This is a genomic window from Sporosarcina thermotolerans (assembly GCF_042658975.1).
GTDB lineage: Bacteria > Bacillota > Bacilli > Bacillales_A > Planococcaceae > Sporosarcina > Sporosarcina thermotolerans.
Genome location: NZ_JBHSRM010000003.1, coordinates 1 through 15,337, shown reverse-complemented (window position 1 = coordinate 15,337; position 15,337 = coordinate 1). Strand labels below are relative to the sequence as shown.

Below are 15,337 nucleotides of genomic sequence, written 5' to 3'. Positions count from 1 at the left end.
TACAATAAAGAATAATCATGTTTTCGGGGATGGGAAGGTGACAGTTGATGAGTGAAAACGTAATAGTGGATTTGTTAAAAGCGGTTGGACTATTTTTCTTGAATCCTGTTTGGTTGATAGCCCTTGGTGTGGCGGTCGGGTTAGGGTATTTTCGCGTGAAAAGGGAACGGCGTAGCTTCCTAGTACGCTTACTTCCAGGCTTGACGGAAATGAAACGGCTGTTAGCTGAATCATGGATGCCCGCTCTGATTCTATCGATTCTTATATCAGGCGTAGGTTTGACTGTAGAAGTTTCTTGGATCGTCCTATTTTCAGCAATCGCTATTTTGTCTATGATTTCGTTTCTTTATCAAACTGCATCGCCGATTTACTTTGCAACGATCGCGTTTTTCGGTTTATATGCATTGGAACGATTCATGCCTGATTTTACATTTCGTGGATGGACTATAGGAAACGTGGATCTATTAGGTGACATGGCGTTAACAGTAGCTGTCATTGCAGGACTTTTCCTCGTTGCAGAAGGTTTCCTCATTCGCCGACATACTGTTCACTATGCATCCCCTTTCCTGACATCTACGAATCGGGGATTGCGGGCTGCTGCTTATAAGTCGAAACGGCTATGGCTTTTACCGATTGTATTTCTTGTGCCTGGAGATTTCTTGTCAGCTATCACACCATATTGGCCGCAGTTTACACTTGGAGGAACGACTTTTAGCTTTCTTCCTGTGCCAATTATTATCGGATTCTCCCAGGTTGCACGGGCAAGCTTCTCAGATATCATGTTCCCTAAAATTGGACGAGCTGTTACAATAATTGGATTGATTGTCGTCATTATCGGTATATCTGCCTATTGGCTGCCGATTTTAGGTTGGGTTGCTCTGTTAGTCGGTTTTATCGGCAGGGCAGCGATTACCATCTTTTTCGCAATACGTGAACGGAAAAGTGGATTTGCTGCAGTTCCGAAACCAACTGGAGTTATCATTGCGGGGATCTTGCCGGAATCTCCTGGTGAAAAGCTTGGTCTTATTCCCGGTGAATGCATCAGAACTGTAAATGGCATCCAGGTTACGAATGAAAAGGAATTATATGATGCCATCCAGGTGAATGCTGCACATTGCCGTTTGCAAGTGATAGGCCGTGACGGGGAAGTTCGGCTTATGCAGCAAGTGCTGTATCGCCACGATCATCATCGATTGGGACTGTTAGTCGTCCGTTAATCCATTCGGAAGGATAGGTGGAAAATGGATATTGCCACATTGGAAACGAAATTGATACTTGCACTATTACTTCCAGGGTTGCTCGTTGTATTTTTTACAAGGGTTACCTTCCATCACATTGTCGGGCTTGCGTTAACAATTGCGCTTATTGCAGCTTCGGTTTACGCGGGTTATACGCATAACTGGATCCTTTATGTCGCGGATGCGCTTTCGCTGACGGTCGGTTTTTGGTATGCGACGCGAATGGTGAATAGGGCAAAACAGAAAGGCCAAGAGGTTGATGAAGGCTAATAAATTATATAAATAAAAAGAGGCATATTCTATTCTTAATTGAATAGAGTATGCCTGTTTTTGTATAAATTGAACTAATAAACCTTATTATATAAACAGGCCATAAATTGCGAGGACTCCGATTGTTCCAAGGACGACTGACATGACGCCACCACCAAGGAACGCGATAAGGAATGCTGTTGCGGCTCCGATTATACCGAAGAGGATATTGCCTTCCTGCACGAAAAGAATCGCAGGGAAGATTAGGGCTCCCAATACTGCATAAGGGATGTTTCTAAGTACGCCACTGATTATTGGAGGCAATTCTTTTCCGTCAAGGAATGTGAGCGGCACCATCCTTGGGAGATACGTCACGATTGCCATCCCAGCTAACATCCACCAGTATGTTGTTCCCATTAGTCAACCTCCTATTCTATGTAGTCGCTGTCAGTATTTTTTCCTCGTCGGGAATAAATAACTTCAACTAAAATTGCCGAGCTAAGTGTTGAGACAAGAATCGCCCATCCGGTTGAAAGAAGTTCACCGAAATAGATGATACTGTGAATGGCTGCTGCAAGTGAGGCAAGCATGACTACTTTACGATTGCCTTTCATTGCCGGGACAAGCAGTCCGATGAACATAGCATACAAGGCAATGGACATGGCAACTTGTAGGAAATCAGGCAAGTTGGCGCCGATGACGTAGCCAACTACGGTGAAAATCACCCAGCTCCCATAGGCGATAGTTGTAACTCCGAAGGCGAAAGCCGTAGTGATTTTCTCCTCTTTCCTTATGGCGAGGACTGAAAAGGACTCGTCTGTAATGCCGAATGCGTAAATCGATTTTATCCATTTTGGTGCTCGATGCATCTTTTCATTCAAGGAAGCCGTCATAAGAAAGTGCCGGATGTTGACGATGAATGTGTTAACAACAATTGTGAATGGGTCGACTCCTGAATTGATGAGGCTGAGTGACATGTATTGCGCGGCACCTGCGTAGACGAACATACTCATGGCAGTAGCCTCGATGAGTGAAAGTCCAGGCATTTCACTTGTCCCAGTGTTGGCAAGCAATCCGAACGTTAAAGCAATCGGAAAATAGCCGATTGCGATGCTAAGTCCGGATTTCAGTCCGGATAAGAACTGATTATTCATCAAATAGTCACATCTTTCTTGTATGTATATTTGAAATTATACTATAAATTTTGTGTTTTGGTGGTATTCTATAAGGGAAAAGGGAATAGTTGAACTAATAGTCTATTAATGGAAGTTTGTTTAGGGAATTGTATATATGACGAGGGTGTTGTGAATGAGTGAATGGTTAGATGTTGATAAAATAAGTGAGTTGGCTGCACAATATAAGGCGCTTGGACCGTTAATCGGACTTTTGCTGCCTTTCATAGAATCATTTTTGCCGTTTTTACCGCTTTTCGTATTTGTCATAGCGAATACGGTTGCCTATGGAATTTGGTATGGCTTCATTTTATCATGGGCAGGAACGGTTGTAGGCTCTTATGTTGTATTTCTGATTATCAGAAAGTACGGTAGAAATCGTTTGTTGAGTTTTTTGACTAAGCATGAGCGCGTGCAACGATTGATCGGCTGGGTGGAGAGGAATGGCTTCGGGCCGTTGTTCATATTGCTTTGCTTTCCGTTTACGCCGTCCGCACTTGTGAATCTTGTGGCAGGCTTGTCGAATATGAAGAAGAAAAGTTATTTGTTGGTTCTTCTTGCTGGGAAATTCGTTATGATTTTCACGATTGGATTTATCGGGTATGATTTGAAGGCGTTGTTGACGCAGCCGATTCGTACTGCGATTGTTGTGGGGATTATCGTGTTGTTATGGGTGGTAGGAAAGTATTTTGAGAAGCGTCTTGATAAGAAAGTGGAAGAGGAATCGAGTACGATGTTTTATGATGAGGATGAAGATTGATGGCGGTTGCGTTTATGCGTGTTTGGCATGATTTATGCGTGAGTAGGCAGATTTATGCGTTTTTGGCGTGATATATGCGTGAGTAGGCGGATTTATGAGTTTTTGACGTGATTTATGCGTGTATAGGCGAGTTTATAAGTTTTTGGATGATTTTATAAGTTTTTTGATGGTAGGCATACCTTAAAAAGGTATGATGCAAATAGTTCCTGTCGTCCTATTCTTTCGGTACAATGAAAGATAGGGAGATAGGGATTTTTATTTTGATAGGAGGGATGAGGGCGATGACTTTACGCTTTGTAACCGGCAGGGCCGGGACGGGGAAGACGACGTTGATAGAGCGGGAGATTGCAGCTGAGCTTGAACGGGACCCGCTTGGATCTGCGATTATTTTAATTGTCCCGGATCAGATGTCGTATTCGATGGAACATAGTTTGTCGGTTAACTTCGGTTTGAATGGAATAATTCGAGCGCAAGTGTCGACATTTAAGCGGCTTGCGTGGCGGGTTCTGCAGGAAACGGGAGGCATCACGCGCAAGGAAGTTGATGGGTTCGGTTATCGGATGCTTGTGCGAAGTGTTTTGGAAGAGAATCGTGATGAGTTGAAATTGTTCAGGCAGGCGGCCAATAAAAGAGGGTTCACCGAAAAAATTGGAGACCTTATGAAAGAGTTCAGCAGGTATTGCTTGGATCATGAATCCTTAATCGGTTTGCAGCAGGAATTGTCCGCGGGCGATGCACCACGTACGCTGCAAGATAAGGTAAGTGATTTGACTTTACTTCTTACGAAAATAGAGGAGCGTCTTGGGACAGCGTATGTGGATAGTGAAGGGCATCTCACTTTATTGACTTCGCAAATTAAGCATTCGGAACTGATAAAAGGCGCGGATATTTATATAGATGGTTTTGAGAGTTTTACGGCAAGAGAGTATGAAATAATTACTGAATTGCTGAAGTACGGGCATCGGGTGACTGTTGTCCTTCCGATGGAATCTGATCTATCGGGGCATGCAGATCATGAGCTGTTTTTTAATCCTGTTAGGACTTCCTTAAGACTTAGGGAGATTGCGCGTAATGAATCGGTCGATATTGAAGAAGGCGTTCATCTTGGACAAGCACTACGGTTTAAAAACGAGGAACTTAGACATTTCGAAAGGGAATTTGAGTTGTATCCTCCGAAGGAAAGACCGTCCGAAGGTGCAATAACTTTAATCGAAGCGACGGATCGTCGGGCGGAAATTCATGCAGTGGCAAGGAAAATCCGTGAGCAAGTGATGCGGGGCGAACGATATAAAGGAATTTCGATTTTGTACAGACAGCCGGAAAAATATGATGAATTAATCGAAACGATCTTTTCGCAATACGATATCCCTGTATTCATCAGTAGGAAAAAGCCGATGCTCCACCATCCTCTAATTGAGTTCTCACGTTCTGTTTTGGAGGCCGTGACATCGGGGTGGACGTATGAGACCATATTCCGGGCTGTAAAAACGGATTTGTTCTTTCCGCATAGGGAAGATAAGCTGATTTGGCGTGAACGTGCGGATCGTCTTGAAAACTATGTGATTGCGAATGGAATTTACGGGAAGCGGTGGATGGATGAAGTTCGCTGGAAGGTGAAGCGATATCGTGGTTTGGAATTGCATACGACAGTGCAAACCGATGAGGAATTGCAGCTAGAGCGGGAGTTGCATGCGATAAGGGATTTGATCCGTGAGCCGTTGAATAATTTTGAAGCTGACTTGAAACGGGCTAAAAATGGACGGGATTTCGCAGCGGCGATGTTTTCATTCTTGGAATCTATGCATGTATTTGATAAAATCATCGATTTGCGGGCGGAAGAAGAGCGTGCCGGTAGGCTATTGAATGCGACAGAGCATGAGCAGGCATGGAATTCGTGGATTAATGTCCTTGATCAGTTCGTTCTTATGTTTGGAGATAAAGAAATGGAGCTGAAAGAGGCAGCCCGGATTTTGGATGAAGGGTTTGATACGCTCGAATTCACCCGGATTCCACCGTCCCTCGATCAAGTGACCGTAACGACGATTGAACTTGCAAGTTTGATGGAAATCGAAGTCGGGTTCATCATCGGGGTCAATGATGGCGTTCTTCCACAACGAGTCGATGCTGAAGGACTTCTGTCCGATTCAGACAGGGAATGGTTCTCGAAAAGCGGACTTGAGCTTGCACCGTCATCCAAGATGAAACTAATGGATGAATCATATATGGCGTACAGAGCGTTCACGTCGGCAAGGGAGAAGCTTTTCATCTCCTATCCGATTGCGGATGAGGAAGGGAAATCACTTTTACCGTCGCTTTATATTCAACGGATTGGGCAGTTATTGCCTAATATAGGGTTACAGTTGGCAGTTTCGGATCCATCTGAGCTATTAGATAATGGTGAGCAAATCGATTACATCATTCATCCAAGAACGGCTCTACCATATGTATCAATGAGGGTTAAGGAAGCCGAGAAAACGGGACAGCTTCAGGCGGAATGGAAGGCTGTTCTTGATTATTATGAGGATGATCCGTTATGGTCTTCCGTGCTTCAACATATAACGAAATCGAGGAATAGCCGTAATGAGACTGAACGGCTCGCGCCGGAAATGACGGAAGGTCTGTATGGCAAGTCGTTCGTTTCAAGTGTTTCAAGGGTGGAATCGTATTACAGCTGTCCATTCCAGCATTTCGCGTCCTATGGGCTCGGGCTGCAGGAACGGATGGAATATACATTGGAAGCCCCGTCTATCGGGGATCTATTTCACGCTGCATTGAAATGGATTTCGGATGAAATGAATCGGACAGGGAAGTCTTGGACGGAATTGTCGAAAGAGCAATGCTGGCAACTGTCGAGAGATGCAATGGAATTCATTACACCAATGTTTTTCAATCGTATCTTGTTATCGACAAGCCGCTATCATTATATCCGACGGAAACTGACCCATATCCTAACAAGGACAATTTTCGCCCTTGGGAAGCAGGCGACGAAAAGTGTGTTCAGACCGGTCGCCATCGAAGCTGCCTTCGGACCTAATGAACAGTTGCCGCCTTTAGAGATTCCGCTTCGCCGTGGTAATAAAATGAATCTCCGTGGGCGGATAGATCGCATCGACGCGACTGAAATTGATGGGAAGAATTATTTGAGGATTGTAGATTACAAATCTTCTGCCAAACAACTGGATTTGACGGATGTCTATTATGGCGTATCTTTACAGATGTTGACGTATTTAGATGTCGCGGTCGAACATGCGGAAGAATGGATTGGATTCAAGGCGGATCCCGCAGGAGTCCTTTACTTGCATATCCATAATCCGATGATCAGAACAGAGTTGGAGCTCACCGAGGATTTGGTTGAGCAGGAAATCATAAAGTCCTATAAAATGCGTGGGTACTTATTAGATGACACGGAAGTTGTCATGGGAATGGATGCGCAACTTGGCAAAACATCGACCGTTATTCCGGCTGCTTTGAAGACGGACGGAACGTTTTCAAAGACTTCAAGGGTACTTGCATCGGATGATCTGCAAGTTGTACGAAAGTTCGTCAGACAACGCCATCAACAGGCTGGCGACGGGATGCTTGCCGGCGATACACGGGTCTATCCGTATAAATTGAAGGATAAGATGCCTTGCCAATATTGCTCGTATCGATCGGTTTGCCAATTCGATCCGACTAATCCAGAGCAATTGTACCGCCAATATGAAGATATGAAACCTGAGGAAACATTAGAGAAAATGAGAAAGGAAGTGATGGATGATGGACATTCCAGTTAAACCGGCTGATGTGACGTTTACAGATGCGCAATGGAAGGCGATTTGGGCAACAGGCAAAGACATTCTTGTGTCGGCAGCTGCTGGTTCGGGAAAAACGAAAGTGTTGATAACACGGATGATTGAAAAAGTGTTGAGCAGTTCTAATCCAATTGATGTTGATGAATTGCTAGTCGTCACGTTTACGAACGCTGCTGCGGCTGAAATGCGCCACCGGATGGCTGAGGCCCTCGAAGAAGCGATTGCAGTCAACCCGGATTCAATCCATCTTCGCAGGCAATTAAACCTTTTGAATAAAGCTCAGATTTCCACTTTGCACTCCTTCTGTCTCAATGTTGTTAAACAGTATGCCTATCTTCTTGACATCGATCCGGGGTTTCGTATCGCGGATAGCACGGAAGCGGCGTTGCTACGCGATGATACAATCGGGGATGTGCTTGAAGACGCATATAATGCAGAAAATCCCGAAGCGATGTACCGTCTTGCGGACAGTTTCACATCAGACCGCAATGACCAGTCAATCGAGACGTTAATCGATAAGCTCTATGATTATTCAAGGGTTCATCCTTCTCCTGAAAGATGGCTCCGGATGATTCCGATGCAATATGAGATTGGGGAAGATATAACGATAGATGAACTCGATTTCGTTGGACCGTTGAAAACGGCAATTCGTCATACGCTTGAAGAAGCGATTGCCCTGACTGAGGATATGAAACGCATTGCACTGATGCCAGAAGGTCCCGAGCCACTTGCAGTAACCGCAGATGCTGATTTGCAATGGATTAGGGAGGCGAAGCGGCGAATTGAGGAAGGTACTTGGGAGGAAACATATTCATTCTTCGGTTCATTGACTTGGGTCAAGGCAGGTACAATCAGGAAAAACACATGTGATGAGGAGTTGGCGAAACGAGCAAAAGCGATAAGGGATTCAGTGAAGAAAATCATCAATACATTGAAAGAGTCCTATTTTGCCCGTACACCTGCACGTCTATTGAATGAAATACGTCTCATGGCCCCAGCGATGCATACGCTTGTCGGGTTAGTCATAGATTTTGGTGAACGCTATGGACGAGTCAAAATGGATAGAGGACTTGTGGATTTTTCGGATTTGGAGCATTTCGCCTTGCAAATTCTTGCGAGGGAAGTGGACGGTGAACTTGTGCCCTCGGATATCGCGACAGATTATTTGGATCGATTCGCGGAAGTTCTTGTTGATGAGTACCAGGACGTCAACTTGTTGCAAGAAGCGATTATCCAATTGGTTAAGCGTGGCAGCGAAGCGGACGGGAATTTATTCATGGTGGGAGATGTGAAACAGTCGATTTATCGTTTTCGTTTGGCAGAACCAGGGTTATTTCTTGGGAAATATACTCGATTTACGTCGAATGATGGCGAAAATGGGTTAAAAATCGATTTGAACGCTAACTTCAGAAGCCGAAAAGAAGTGTTGGATGCAACGAATTTCATCTTCTCTCAAGTGATGGGGAAACGTGTAGGAGAAGTTGACTATGACGATGCAGCCGCCTTGAAATACGGTGCTCGTTATCCGGAAAAGGAGTCGGCCACAGCGTTGACCTTGCTTTACGCGGATGATGGAGAAGATATCGGTACTGAGGACGACAATGAGGCAACAGAGTTAACTGGACAGAGCTTGAAAAGTTCACAGGTGGAAGCACGGTATATGATTAAACGAATTAAGGATCTAATGGCAACTGGCGCAGAAGTGACAGATGCATTCACTGAAAAGCGTCGACCTCTTGAATACAGAGATATTGTCATTCTAATGCGCTCAATGAGCTGGTCAGGAGAAATTGCGGAAGAATTTAAGCTTGCTAACATACCGATTTACGCGGAATTATCACATGGTTACTTTGACGCTATTGAAGTGATGATTATGCTCAATACATTACGTGTCATCGATAATCCCTATCAAGATATTCCGCTTGCGTCCGTACTTCGGGCGCCATTTGTCGGTATGACAGAAAATGAGTTATCCCAAGTCCGACTTGCTGCGAAGAACAAGCCGTTCTATGAGGCATTGAAGCTATTCATGGCAACCGGCGGGGCGGGAATCGCTTCGGAAACACAAGTGAAACTACAACGCTTTTTCCTAATGTTCGAGGACTGGCGCAATCAGGCAAGGCGGGGTTCATTAGCCGAGCTTATATGGCAAGTGTTTTCGGATACCCATTATTATGAAATGGTTGGGGCCATGCCGAACGGAAAGCAACGACAAGCTAACTTGAGGGCGCTGCATGACCGTGCAATTGACTATGAAAAGACATCATTCCGGGGCCTGTTCCGCTTTTTACGTTTCATCGACAGGATGCAGAAGCGTGGAGATGATCTTGGGGCAGCTCGTTACGTCAGCGATACGGAGGATGTCGTCCGTATCATGACAATCCATTCGTCAAAGGGTCTGGAGTTCCCTTATGTTTTCATAGCAGGGGCCGGCCGGCAGTTCAATAAGATGGATTTCAACGAACCGTATTTATTCGACCAGCATTTCGGTCTTGCCGTAAAAGCGATTGATCCAGATCTTCGTATTACGTATACATCGTTGCCTTTCCTCGCGATGAAAGAGAAGAAGGAACTTGAAATGCGTGCGGAGGAGATGCGGGTCCTATACGTAGCAATGACGAGGGCGAAGGAGCATCTCGAACTCATTGCATCTGTTAAGGATATCGAAAAGGCAATCGGTAAATGGCAGGATGCACAGCTGTTGGAATCGGGTGCTATGTTGCCGGAATACACAAGATCCCGGGCGAACGGTTATTTGGATTGGATCGGACCTGCGATTGCAAGACATTCAGATTTCGAAAAGTTTGGTGTTATGTACGGCGGTAGTTTGACCGCTGATGCATCCAAATGGGAAATTTTCGCATATCCAGTTTCTTCATTTGTAGATACCGAAGTCAATTCAGTGGAAACTGCTGAAATACAGGAACTGATTCCCGTAGATGAAGCAGTAGACGCGGATTGGTCTTCTGAAGTAAAGCGAAGATTTGACTATGTTTACCCGTATATGGCTTCTGTTTCAAAAAGATCCAAACAGACGGTAAGTGAGTTGAAAAGGGTGTCACTGCTTGAGCGGGAGGACGATTTCGATGATTTCTTTGCTTCAAAGGATGATGAAGTAAGTACTCCATATTTGCATGCCCGTCCTTCGTTCTTGCAATCAAGGGCATTATCAGGTGCGGAAATCGGGACTGCAATGCATACAATCATGCAGCATATCGAAATGACTAATTCCCATTCGGTACAAGAGATTGAACGATTTATTACCGAATTAACGGCACGTCAATTACTTACGGAGGACGAAGCGAAAGCAGTCGATGTGAATATGGTCTTTCATTTTTTTGAAACGCCGATATTCAAGCGATTATCGCAATCGAATCGTATTCTTCGGGAAGTTCCATTTACGTATGCATTCGATGGAAAAGACGGAGATCATCAGATTTTACAAGGGATTGCCGATTGCTTATTCGAAGAAGCGGATGGCTGGGTGCTTTTAGATTATAAGACAGACCGGATTCGTGGGCTTTATAAAAATGAAGCTGACCTTGTCGATGAAATGCAGAAACGCTATGGCATCCAGTTGAGCCTATACAAGAAGGCTGTAGAGTCAATTGCAAAAATACAAATAAAAGAAATGGTCCTCTATTTGTTCGACGGGGAGAGGATTATGCAAGTTCAGGAGGAGTCTGTTTGAGAGTATCACCTACGATTGGCAGCAGAATAGATTCATTAGATATGCTAAGGGGCTTTGCGCTTCTTGGAATTCTCATTGCAAATATGCTAATTTTCCATTCACCATATTTCTACATCGATGCACAAACCTATTTCGGGACGCCGGGTGATCAGGAGTCTTACAAGCTAATCAATATTTTTATAGAGGCAAGCTTTTATCCCATCTTTGCGATGCTGTTCGGTTATGGGTTGAATATGCAGTATGATAAGGCAAACGCGAACGGGGCGAATTATGCTCCGATGATGGCAAAGCGACTTGCTATACTCTTGGCTTTCGGTTTGGTTCATGCACTATTCGTTTGGTCGGGGGACGTGCTCTTTACGTACGCGATAATGGGCTTCATAATGATTGCAGCTGTAAGAATACCGAAAAAGTGGCTTTTATGGATTGCAGCCTTAGTCTATTTGATTCCTTCGCTATTACTGATTGGTGTCATTTATTTAATGACAATATACGACCCCAATCAGCTGATGGAAGGTTTCTCGGATATCCAACAGATTGAAAGGGCTATAACTGCCTATGGGCATGGGACATATGTAGAAGTGCTTGCGTTCAGGATTTCAGAATGGTTATTGTTCGGAATGACAGGCACATTTATGGGAGTTTTCATGATTCTTCCGCTTATTATGATTGGCGCGGCTTTCTCCAAAATGAAGTTATTTGAACGTGCCTCTGAATGGAAAGGGCGAATTGCCCTCGTTACTATTTTAAGCCTAACAATCGGGATTTTCATTAAATCATGGCCATATATGGACACCCACACGTCCTACAATACGTTGATCCAGCAACTAATTGGAGGTCCAATATTGGCAATCGGATATGCGGGAATCATTATCCTTTTATGTCAATTGCCTATTTTCATGACCATTTTCCGACCTGTTTCAAAAGCGGGACGTATGTCATTGACGACGTACTTGATGCAATCTGTCATTGGAACACTGCTATTTTACAATTACGGATTGGGACTATACGGGAAAGTGGATATAGAGACAGGAACAATGATAGCTGTAGGGATTTTTGCCATTCAAGTGATTTTTGCGGAACTATGGCTTATGAAGTTCAGGATGGGGCCGTTTGAATGGTTATGGCGCAAAGGGACCTACGGCAGAGATGCCTTCGGTAGAAATTTGCCGAAAAAAGAGGAGAACGGGAAAGTTTTGTAGAATTAATGGATATATAAGCGTAGGTGCTTATATGATTGATTAAATGAAGTGTTATCCAAATTATGAGGAAGGATGGGCTTGTACATGAAACTTTTATCGTTCCGGTTTGAAGGCAAAACATTATTCGGTCCGAAAGTGAAAAAAGAGGAAGCGGTCTGGGATGTGAAATCAATTGCCGAGACATTCGGTGAAAAGGATTTCCCTTCAACAATCATCGAGGGAATCGCAGGAGGTTTGGAGTTTGTTGAAAAGGTGAGGAAACTTGCCGAACAGGCTCGGAATAGTGAAAATCCGGAACAATTCAAACATGCTTTTACGGATATCGAATGGCTTTCTCCAATTCCACGGACGCCAAAGAATGTACTGTGCGTCGGCAGAAACTACGCCGAACATGCAGCGGAAATGGGCGCGGACACACCACCTGAAAAATTGATGATCTTCACAAAATCACCGACTTCGATTGCTGCTGACGAACAGGACCTTCCAATTCACGCAGACCTCACGGAGAACATGGACTATGAAGGCGAATTGGCTATTGTGATTGGTAAGAAAGGGAGTAAAATTCCGAAACAACTTGCCTATGACCACGTTTTCGGCTATACAATTGCAAACGACGTGACTGCACGGGATATACAATATGGCCATAAACAGTTCTTCCTTGGGAAAAGCTTGGATGGTACTTGTCCAATGGGTCCGTATATCGTGACGAAGGATGAAATTCCGAATCCGCATCAGCTTTCGATTGCAACAAAGGTGAATGGTGAATTACGCCAAAATGGAAATACAGCTGATATGATTTTCAAAATAGATGAGTTGATCTCTGAAATCTCGAAATTTGTCACGCTGGAGATAGGCGATGTCATTCTGACCGGAACACCTGCAGGGGTCGGAAAGGGAATGAACCCACCGAAATACCTGAAGGCGGGAGATACAGTGAAGATTTCCATCGAGAATATCGGTACGCTTGTTAATCGTTTCGTGTAAACCATTTTTCTATATTGGCAAGCCCTTCTATGATAGGATAAATAGGAATTATAATAGATGAGGTGAACAGTTTGGGATTTTTGTCGGATACAACCCATTTTCATATTTTCACATGGGTCGTTGGTATAATCGTTTTTCTCGTCGCAGCTGTAATGGCTAACGGGACGAAAGGCAAGAAAATTACGCATATGATCGCACGCCTATTCTATGTGCTGATCCTTATTTCAGGCGTTGCGCTTTTCATCAAAGGTATGGATTATGGCAGAGGTGCTGAATACGGTATCAAATTCCTTCTTGGTTTAGTGACAATCGGGATGATGGAAATGGTATTGGTTCGTTCTACAAAAGGAAAGCCTGTAACAATGTTCTGGATTTTGTTCTTCGTTTTCTTTTTCGTGACAATGTTCTTCGGCTTCAAATTGCCGATGGGCTTTGAATTCTTTTAATCATGATATGAAAAGGTTTGGGCCTCCGGCAAATGATGCCGGAGGTTTTATTTTTGTGAAGGTGTCCTTGCAAAAACACGCCTCCCATTCACAAATTAGACTCATTTTACCAGTGGCAATTCATTTTTTATTTCATTACATGGCGGGGAGCGTTCTGTTTTGATAAAATGGCTACAGATAGCTCGGGTAGGGAGGCTTTTTTTGTGAAAAGAAAACGTTTTACTGGCTTTGTTGCATGTTTTTTACTGTTCATCTCAACAGTTTTACCGGCAAATGCTTCAGCCAAAGTAGATACAAGCATTGCTGATGAAAGCATATATGATTTATTGGTGGATCGCTATAATAACGGTGATCGCAAGAATGATTTGGATGCTGATATTCATGATGACTATGCATTCCATGGTGGGGATTTTGTTGGAATCCATGCCCGATTGCAGCATATTATTGAAATGGGCTTCACGATGATTTCCATCGGGCCGGTATTTAAGTCCGAGTCCTATGATGGAAAAAAAGCGTTGTCTTACTCCGAATTGGATCCGCATTTTGGAACAGATGACGAGCTTAAGGATTTGGTTGAGGAAGTCCATAAACAGAAGATGAAAGTGATTGCGGATTTTCCGTTAGGCAAAGTGGGTGCAGATCATGAGTGGACCAAAGATCGTACGTATAAATTCACGCATTCCGCGGATGGTACAGTCGATTGGAATACTTCTGATCCAAAAGTTCGTGAGGATTTGATCAGGGCAGTAGTTGATTTTGTAATAACATATGATTTGGATGGTATTCGTCTTACGCAATTGGACGGATTTGACGATGCTTATTTGAATGAAATGATTAACGCTATCCACGGTGCTCAGGAAGGTTCATATGTTTTGACGAATGAGGAAAGCGCTGCGAATTTCGATTCTACTCCAAGTGGCACGAAGATGGATATCCTTCGTGAAACATTCATGACGATAGATCCGGATTCATCGAATATGGAAACTTTCAAAGACAATGACGAAACTAGATTGATTCAATTCGATGATCTAACAGGACCACGTCTCACGTATGATATGGTTGAATTGAGGATGTTCCCGCCGACCCGATGGAAAGTGGCAGCAACGGCACTCTTCACGCTTCCTGGCGTTCCGCTTATGACGTATGGGACTGAAATCGCGGTGAACGGAAAAGAAGCTCCTGAAAGCCATCCGTTATTCAATTTCAAGACAGATATGGAGTTCAAGGAATTGATCGGCAATCTGAATCTGTTGCGTAATAAATCGGATACACTTCGTAATGGTGAATTTGAATTGCTTCACAACAAAGATGGATTCATCGTTTACAAACGTTCTTCCGAAGACGAGACATGGCTCATTGCTGTTAACAATACATCGAAGACTGCCAACGTGGAAATTCCGATTGAAAAGATTGGCGAAAATAAAAAGTTACGCGGCCTCTTAGACGGCGATCTGATCCGTGAATCGGATGATGGTGTTTTCCGAGTCGTTTTAGATAGGGAAATCGCGGAAGTGTATATCGCTGATGATGATAAAGGATTCAATACTCCTTACTTAATCGCATCGATTCTTGTCTATGTAATTTTCCTTGGATTCCTGTTCATTATGATAAAAAAAGGACGAGAACGAAGAAAAGTAGAAAGTAAAAAAGCTTAATCATTTATTACAAAATGCCTTTTCATGACACGGACAAAACCGTGTTTGAAAAGGCATTTTATTAGTAAGTCATTAATTTAATTTATTCAAAAAGAAAATTGCGATTGTTCCAGGGCCGGCATGTGATCCTATAACGGAACCAATCATAT

Annotated in this window: 11 protein-coding genes; 9 read left to right on the top strand and 2 right to left on the bottom strand. The window is 43.8% G+C overall.

The features are described from left to right. Positions 1–47 precede the first annotated feature (47 nt). Positions 48–1,217, top strand: a complete 1,170-nt coding sequence (locus ACFPZG_RS02990; RefSeq protein ID WP_283732618.1) for a PDZ domain-containing protein — start codon at positions 48–50, stop codon at positions 1,215–1,217. 24 nt (positions 1,218–1,241) lie between these two features. Then, complete coding sequence (locus tag ACFPZG_RS02985) at positions 1,242–1,508, top strand: CsbA family protein (protein WP_381426399.1); 267 nt, start codon at positions 1,242–1,244, stop codon at positions 1,506–1,508. Positions 1,509–1,595: 87 nt separating this feature from the next. Here ACFPZG_RS02985 and ACFPZG_RS02980 read toward each other — a convergent pair whose 3' ends face one another. Further along, on the bottom strand, positions 1,596–1,904 hold the full coding sequence (locus ACFPZG_RS02980; RefSeq protein WP_283732617.1) for an AzlD domain-containing protein: 309 nt from the start codon (positions 1,902–1,904) through the stop codon (positions 1,596–1,598). Between the two features lie 11 nt (positions 1,905–1,915). Then, on the bottom strand, positions 1,916–2,641 hold the full coding sequence (locus tag ACFPZG_RS02975) for an AzlC family ABC transporter permease (protein WP_283734683.1): 726 nt from the start codon (positions 2,639–2,641) through the stop codon (positions 1,916–1,918). Positions 2,642–2,795: 154 nt separating this feature from the next. Between ACFPZG_RS02975 and ACFPZG_RS02970 the strand changes: the two genes are divergently transcribed. From ACFPZG_RS02970 to ACFPZG_RS02940, 7 genes are all read left to right on the top strand, one after another. Further along, complete coding sequence (locus ACFPZG_RS02970) at positions 2,796–3,419, top strand: TVP38/TMEM64 family protein (protein WP_283732616.1); 624 nt, start codon at positions 2,796–2,798, stop codon at positions 3,417–3,419. 281 nt (positions 3,420–3,700) lie between these two features. After that, positions 3,701–7,192, top strand: coding sequence for a helicase-exonuclease AddAB subunit AddB (gene addB / locus ACFPZG_RS02965; protein WP_317940629.1), 3,492 nt, complete (start codon positions 3,701–3,703; stop codon positions 7,190–7,192). After that, positions 7,176–10,901, top strand: coding sequence for a helicase-exonuclease AddAB subunit AddA (addA, locus tag ACFPZG_RS02960; protein WP_283734682.1), 3,726 nt, complete (start codon positions 7,176–7,178; stop codon positions 10,899–10,901). Before addB ends, addA begins: the two co-directional genes overlap by 17 nt. Then, on the top strand, positions 10,898–12,103 hold the full coding sequence (locus tag ACFPZG_RS02955; RefSeq protein ID WP_317940630.1) for a DUF418 domain-containing protein: 1,206 nt from the start codon (positions 10,898–10,900) through the stop codon (positions 12,101–12,103). The genes addA and ACFPZG_RS02955 overlap by 4 nt, the downstream gene beginning before the upstream one ends. 84 nt (positions 12,104–12,187) lie before the next feature. Then, a complete protein-coding gene (locus ACFPZG_RS02950) occupies positions 12,188–13,087 on the top strand; it encodes a fumarylacetoacetate hydrolase family protein (protein WP_283732613.1) in 900 nt (299 codons plus the stop codon). A 71-nt stretch (positions 13,088–13,158) separates the two neighbouring features. Further along, positions 13,159–13,533: a YisL family protein gene (locus ACFPZG_RS02945; RefSeq protein WP_283732612.1), complete on the top strand. Its 375-nt coding sequence runs from the start codon at positions 13,159–13,161 to the stop codon at positions 13,531–13,533. Between the two features lie 203 nt (positions 13,534–13,736). Continuing rightward, positions 13,737–15,188, top strand: a complete 1,452-nt coding sequence (locus ACFPZG_RS02940) for an alpha-amylase family glycosyl hydrolase (RefSeq protein ID WP_283732611.1) — start codon at positions 13,737–13,739, stop codon at positions 15,186–15,188. Positions 15,189–15,337 lie beyond the last annotated feature (149 nt).